Annotated in this window: 5 protein-coding genes; 1 reads left to right on the forward strand and 4 read right to left on the reverse strand. The window is 55.7% G+C overall.

The genetic code is table 11. The annotated features are described in order from the left end of the window. The coding region (locus MVK46_RS10320; protein ID WP_297536639.1) for a bifunctional aspartate transaminase/aspartate 4-decarboxylase at positions 1 to 1,309 on the forward strand (1,309 nt) is incomplete at its 5' end. Positions 1,310 to 1,322: 13 nt separating this feature from the next. Here MVK46_RS10320 and MVK46_RS10325 read toward each other — a convergent pair. From MVK46_RS10325 to MVK46_RS10340, 4 genes are all read right to left on the reverse strand, one after another. Next, positions 1,323 to 1,562 carry a DUF4405 domain-containing protein gene (locus MVK46_RS10325; protein ID WP_297536641.1) on the reverse strand — a complete coding sequence of 80 codons (240 nt, stop codon included), beginning with the start codon at positions 1,560 to 1,562 and terminating at the stop codon, positions 1,323 to 1,325. Positions 1,563 to 1,565: 3 nt separating this feature from the next. Continuing rightward, the gene (locus MVK46_RS10330) at positions 1,566 to 2,357 is read right to left on the reverse strand and encodes a hypothetical protein (RefSeq protein ID WP_297536643.1); all 792 of its coding nucleotides are present in this window, start codon (positions 2,355 to 2,357) and stop codon (positions 1,566 to 1,568) included. A 60-nt stretch (positions 2,358 to 2,417) separates the two neighbouring features. Further along, positions 2,418 to 3,746, reverse strand: coding sequence for a CoA-disulfide reductase (gene cdr, locus MVK46_RS10335; protein ID WP_297536645.1), 1,329 nt, complete (start codon positions 3,744 to 3,746; stop codon positions 2,418 to 2,420). 48 nt (positions 3,747 to 3,794) lie between these two features. Further along, positions 3,795 to 4,887 (reverse strand): 60S ribosomal export protein NMD3 (locus MVK46_RS10340; protein WP_297536647.1); only part of this gene is annotated, 1,093 nt, incomplete at its 5' end.

A 4,887-nucleotide genomic window follows, 5' to 3' on the forward strand; every position in this document is an offset into this window, starting at 1 on the left:
CCTGAACTCGGCCGTCAGCTACGTTAGGGATTACCTCGGCTTCTCCGCCGGGGACTTCCTCCACGAGATGGTTCAGGGCTATTTAGGTTGCGACTACCCGTCACCGCCGAGGATGCTTCCGCTGGCGGAAAAGATAGTCGCGAGGTACCTCATGAAGGAGATGGGGGCAGGCTACGACCTCGGCTACTCCCTCGTTGACGAGACCCAGCTCTTCGCGGTCGAGGGAGGAACCGGAGCGATGGCGTACCTCTTCGAGTCCCTCAAGGCCAACCACCTCCTCAACCCGGGCGACAAGATAGCGATAGCGGTTCCAATATTCAGCCCCTATCTCGAGATTCCAAAGCTCGACACCTACAGGCTGGAGATAATCGAGGTCAGGGCGAAGGAGGAACTCGGCTACCAGATACCGGACGAGGAACTCGAGAAGCTCCGCGACCCGGAGATAAAGGCCTTCTTCCTCGTGAACCCCGGCAATCCAACCTCGGTGAAGCTCGAGGATAGGGTTCTTGAAAAGCTGAGGGAGATAGTTGAAGAAGATAGAAACGACCTCATAGTAATCACAGACGACGTCTACGCGACGTTCGCTGACGACTTCAAGTCCGTCTACTCCGTTCTGCCCCACAACACGATACTCGTCTACTCGTTCTCCAAGTACTTCGGCGCGACCGGCTGGCGCCTCGGGGTTATAGCCCTTCACCAGGACAACGTCGTTGATAGGCTTATACGGGAACTGCCCGAGGAAATTCAGGAGGAGCTTGAGAGACGCTACGCCCCGATAACGCCGAACGCACGGGAGCTGAAGTTCATAGACAGGCTAGTTGCAGACAGCAGGAACGTCGCTTTAAGGCACACCGCTGGCCTTTCAACGCCCCAGCAGGTCCAGATGGTTCTATTCGCGCTTTACGCCCTCATGGACGAGCAGGAGAAGTATAAGAACGCGGTGAAGCACGTGCTCAGGAGGCGCTACCGGGCGCTGTACAGGGGTCTCGGCCTCGAACCCGAGGAGAACCCGAACCTCACCTACTACTACACCCTCCTCGACACGGAGAAGCTCGCGGAGAGGCTCTACGGCAAAGAGTTCGCAGAGTGGTTCATCAAGGCCCTGCCGATAGAGGAGTTCATAGTTCGCCTCGCCCTCGATGCCGGCGTGGTTCTGCTGCCGGGCAGGGGCTTTGAGGTGCTCCATCCCTCTGCGAGGGTTTCCCTGGCCAACTTAAAGGAGATAGACTACATAAGAATCGGGCAGACAATCAGGAAGCTTCTGGACGAATACTACCAGAAGTTCAGGGAAGAAAAGGAAGGGGACTGACTTTTCTTTTCCTTTATGCAAGCCTTTTGAAGTAGCTCTTCAGGGCGTTCCAGTTGAGCGTTACGTGAACCACGGACAGCCCAAAGAAGGCAAAGCCGAAGTACTCGTGGAGCGTGTCAGCGGTAGAGACCGGCAGTGGATGGCCGAGCTTCGCCGTCAGCGGACCGAGTAGGAGTATTGTGCCCGTTATTCCCGTGATTAGCCAGAGGGCAAAGAGCACCAGCGAGACGCACATTCGAAGGTTGCACTTCATGGCTCATCCCTTCCTGTAGGTTTTTCCATCTATGATTATCACATCGGCTTTCAGGGAGCCGTTCTCCTCGCTCGCGAGTATCGTAACGTTCTTTCCTGGCTGAAGGAGTGAGAGCATCTCCCTCCAGTTCAGCGTTACGTTATCCGGTCCAGTCCAGCGACCGCGTATCTCTATGGTATAGTTGCCGACCACCACGGCTCGTGCAAGGGTGTCAACCGCCTTAATCTCTCCCGTAACGTTGATTGATGTCGTGTTGAGGATTTCTGGAGGAGCAGAGGTCTGGTTCAGTGCGGAACCGCTCGGTTTTCCGATGTAGAACTTGACGGTTACTTTTTCCTCGGTTCCGTAGGGACAGCCGGTGCCGTAGTGATAGACAACGTCCACACTACCGTTTCCGAGAACCTTCACGGTGTACTGCTTAAAGGCCGTGTAGGGGTCTTTCAGAACCGTCTTGGTTTCGTTGACGACCTCGACGTTCTCGGGATTTTCAATCGTTATCTTCCAGTTTGAGTAGGGGCAGGGCTGGGCGTGTTTGAACTTCACGGTGACGTTAATGGTCACGAGGGTTCCCGGCTTCTCAACGTAGGCCTCGGCGGGAACGACGTACAGTATGTCGTCGCCCTCGTGCGAACTCGCGTATCCAATGTAGTAAACCCCGTTTGAGGAAACTACTTCAGAGGATGCGGTGGAGGGCACGGAGGAAGTGCTTATCCTGTCGTTGGCGTAGTTGACTGCAAAGGGCAAGGCCGTCAGGATTGCACACAATATGAACGCAACTACAAGTTTCCGCTCCATAATTTGTATTGCATATGTAATAAAATTTAAACCTTTCGGTTACCCAAAATTGGGAAAAGGTCAGAACTTGAGGACCCTTGCAAGGACTATGAGCGGGTCCCAGACCGGCGCGAAGGGCGGTGCGTAGGCCAAATCCGTGAAGAAGACGTCCTTCGTGGTGAAGCCGGCCATCAGCATCGCTGCTGCCGTGTCAATCCTCGGGAGTATCTCGGCTCCAACAGCCTGAACGCCGAGCAGTCTGTTGGTCTCGTTGTCCACAACGCCCTTCAGCCATATCGGCCTCGCTCCCGGATAGTAGTGGGGCCTCGTGGTGGCCTTTATGAAGGCCGTCCTGACGTCGTAGCCTTCCTTTAGAGCTTCGGCCTCGGTCAGACCGGTTCTGCCTATCTCGACGTCGAAGAACTTGGTGACGCTAGTGCCCAGAACGCCGGGGAAGTGAATTTCCCTACCGGCTATGTTGCTACCGGCAACGTAGCCCATCTTGTTTCCTGCCGGAGCGAGCGGAATCCAGACACGCCTCCCGGTTATGATGTGCCTCGTTTCTGCAACATCCCCCGCCGCATAGACGTTCTCAACGCTGGTTTCCATCCTCTCGTTCGTCCATATCGCCCCGGTCTCGCCTATTCTGACGCCTATCTCCTTGGCCAGCTCGACGTTGGGTTTTATTCCAGTGGCGAGGATTACTATGTCAGCCTTGTACTCGCCGGCGTCGGTTATCACTTTCTCGACTCTCTTCTCGCCATCTATTCTAAGAACTATCTCCTGTGTTCTGAGGTGTACCCTCTTCTTCATTTCCTCCTCGAGGACGTCGGTTATTTCCTTGTCGAAGGCCTTCGACATCACCCTCTCGTTCCTCTCTATGAGCGTGACGTTCTTCCCCTGAGCGGCGAACGCTTCGGCCATCTCAACCCCAATGTAGCCGCCGCCGATGATTACGACGTCCTCGACGCGGTTCTTCTCAATGTACTCCCTGATGGCGACGGCATCGGGCGGAAGGTCGGCCTTGAAGACGCCGGGTAGGTCTATCCCCTCAACGGCGGGAACCCTGGGGGAGGCACCGTTGGCGAAGACGAGGTAGTCCCACTCGTAGGTGTGCTCGCCGTTCTCCTCCCTGACCCTGACGTAGCCCTGGCCGACCTCGACGACCTCGGCCTTGAGGTGGAGGTCTATGCCGCGCTTCTTGATGAAGACCTCCGGCGGGTAATGCATGAGCTTTTCAGTCGGCGAGATTCCCTCGACGACGTACGGAATCCCACAGGGGGCGTGGCTGACCCATTCAGTTGCTTCAAAGACCTTGACGTCCCACTCGGGCTTGAGCTTCTTGACGCGCGAGGCGGCACTCATTCCGGCCGCTCCGCCACCGATGATAACGACCCTCTTCATCCGCATCACCGGGAAGGGTTCAAAACCTTTGGTTAAAAAGGTTGGTGGAGGAAATCACTTCTTGCCCCTGAAGTACTTCCTCTTTCCAACGCGCACCATCCTGTAAACCTCTCCTTCGTCAACCTCGAAGGGCGGTCTGTTCAGCTCATACGTCTCGTAGCTCTCCATGTCCATCAGCTGAACCTCACCGGGAGTTACGCTCGTCACCATAGCCTCGCTCTCCTCGTGCTCAACGGTGTCAACCCTCTCCCTCTTCGCGGTTTTCCAGTCGAGGTGCTCACTCTTCCAGTTCTCGAGGTTCTTGAGCGTTAAGCCCTTGCCGTCAACGCGCTCGACCTCGTAGACGTTGCCCCTCCTGTCGGCCACGATGTCACCCTTCCTGAACTTCGGAATCCTCACGCTTACGCTCGTCCTGTAAACTTCCCTGCTCGTCTGCCTGTCGAGGCCTACCAGCTCGTAAGCCTCGCTTATCGTTCCCCCGAAGCGCTCCCTTATTGCCTGCGCTATCTTTCTGGCGGCGCTCGTTGAACCCATGTAAAAGTCCAGGCCTTCCTCCTTTTCTATTGTGTCCTGTATGAACCCCATTCTGTCCTTTCGCATTATCTCGTCCACCTTTTCCTCGACGAGCTTTCCAATGGCCTTTCGCTCCTCCTCGCTCAGGGGCCTTCCTTCAGCTCTAACCTGAAGAATCGCCTCGAAGTAACCGCCGAGGAACTTCTGACAGCGGGGACAGACTGTCTGGCGGACGTAGACGGTAACCTTTTTCCTCTCGTCGTGGAGCTCCCTCTGCATCTCGTGGGTTCTGGCCTTAACGCGAACTTCGTAGGTTATTATCGCCGGAAAGTATTCGATGTGGAAGTCCACCACCTTAAAGGAAACCACAGCCCTGCCGACGGGAAGGTCGCCTATCTCTTCAAACTCCTCGGGCGGAACGACCTTGTACTCCCTGATTTTCTCGCTGAAGGAATCCTCGATGACCTCAAGGAGAGCATTTTCAGCGACCTCAAAGATAAGCTCCTTAAGCTCGTAGCTCTTTGGGTCGACCCAGACCCCTCTCCTCTTGTAGCTACCACAGTTCTGGCACAGCTCCGTGTTCACCTCGTCCGGAATCAGCAGAACGGGATTCTCTTTGAGGTAGCAGATTTGG

It is taken from the genome of Thermococcus sp., from assembly GCF_027066465.1.
Classification (GTDB): Archaea; Methanobacteriota_B; Thermococci; order Thermococcales; family Thermococcaceae; genus Thermococcus.

What these genes read in the sequence shown, in the direction of transcription:
- MVK46_RS10325 (WP_297536641.1), bottom strand. Translation starts at nt 1,562, where the DNA reads ATGAAGTGCAACCTTCGAATGTGCGTCTCGCTGGTGCTCTTTGCCCTC.
- MVK46_RS10330 (WP_297536643.1), bottom strand. Translation starts at nt 2,357, where the DNA reads ATGGAGCGGAAACTTGTAGTTGCGTTCATATTGTGTGCAATCCTGACG.
- cdr (WP_297536645.1), bottom strand. Translation starts at nt 3,746, where the DNA reads ATGCGGATGAAGAGGGTCGTTATCATCGGTGGCGGAGCGGCCGGAATG.